2 protein-coding genes are annotated in these 1,338 nt (G+C 65.9%); both read left to right on the forward strand.

The annotated features are described in order from the left end of the window. Positions 1–1,115 (forward strand): glycine cleavage system aminomethyltransferase GcvT (gene gcvT, locus AC5RT3_RS20580; protein ID WP_494125106.1); only part of this gene is annotated, 1,115 nt, incomplete at its 5' end. 145 nt (positions 1,116–1,260) lie between these two features. Continuing rightward, positions 1,261–1,338: serine dehydratase beta chain (locus AC5RT3_RS20585; protein WP_494053769.1), on the forward strand; the 78-nt coding region annotated here is incomplete at its 3' end.

The raw sequence follows: 1,338 nt of genomic DNA on the forward strand, positions 1-1,338 counted from the left end.
ACAAAAAACTGGGCGCGTCCTTCACGGACTTCGGCGGCTGGCAGATGCCCCTCAAATACAACTCCGAACTGGCCGAACACCACGCCGTCCGCAACGCAGCCGGCCTGTTCGATCTCTCCCACATGGGCGAAGTCTGGGTCACCGGCCCGCAGGCGGCAGCCTTCCTGGACTATGCCCTGGTGGGCAGGATTTCGGCCGTGCCGGTAGGCAAAGCCAAATACTCGCTCATCTGTGACGCCGACGGCGGCATCATCGACGACCTCATCACCTACCGGCGGCCCGCTGCCGAGGACGGAACCGACGTCTTCCTGGTGGTCCCCAACGCCGGCAACGCCGCGGTGGTTGCCGAGGCGTTCGCCGAACGCGCAGCATCCTTCGACGTCCAGGTGCGGGACGCATCAGCGGACACCTCGCTGATCGCCGTGCAGGGGCCTAAAGCCCAGGACCTGCTGCTCCGCCTGGTTCCCGACGGCAGGCACAAGGACGTCACGGATCTGAGGTACTACGCCGCTGTGGAGGTCCCGTTCCTGGTGGGCGGTGCAGGGCAGGAGCTCCTCCTGGCCCGCACCGGCTACACCGGGGAGGACGGGTTCGAGATTTTCGTGTCCAACGACGCCGCACCCGCCCTGTGGCAGGCCCTCATAGCCATCGCCGACGAAGGGGAACTTACGCCGGCCGGCCTGGCATCCCGCGACTCACTCCGCCTCGAAGCCGGCATGCCCCTTTACGGCAACGAACTCTCCCTGCAGGGAGACCCGTTCGCCGCGGGGCTGGGCTCCGTCGTCGCGCTGTCCAAGGAAGGCGACTTTGTGGGCAAGGCCGCGCTGGCCGCCAAGAAGGAAGCCGGCGCCGGCACTACCTCCGGCCGCCGCCTCGTCGGACTGAAGGGACTCGGCCGCCGCGCCGGCCGCGCCCACTACCCGGTCCTCCAGGACGGCGCTCCCGTCGGCGAGGTCACCTCCGGCCAGCCCTCACCCACCCTCGGCTACCCCGTGGCCATGGCCTACGTCGACGTCGAACACATTGCCCCCGGCACCGCCCTGGACATCGACCTCCGCGGCAAGGCAGAGCCGTTCGAGGTCGTCGAGCTCCCCTTCTACAAGCGCGCCAAGTAGGTTTCAGTGCCGGGCGTGGTCACTTTTCCCGTCGGGGTGCACACCTCTCACCCCTGAGTTTTTGTCCAGATATGGCGACCTGCGAGCCGTTTATCCCGCCATATGTGGACAAAAACTTTGTACTTGTTAGTTAGGAAGACCCGTTATGGCTGTTGGCGTTTTTGATCTCTTTTCGATTGGGATCGGTCCGTCGTCGTCCCATACTGTGGGGCCGATGCGGGCT

The sequence above is a fragment of the Arthrobacter sp. Y3221159 genome (assembly GCF_059089885.1).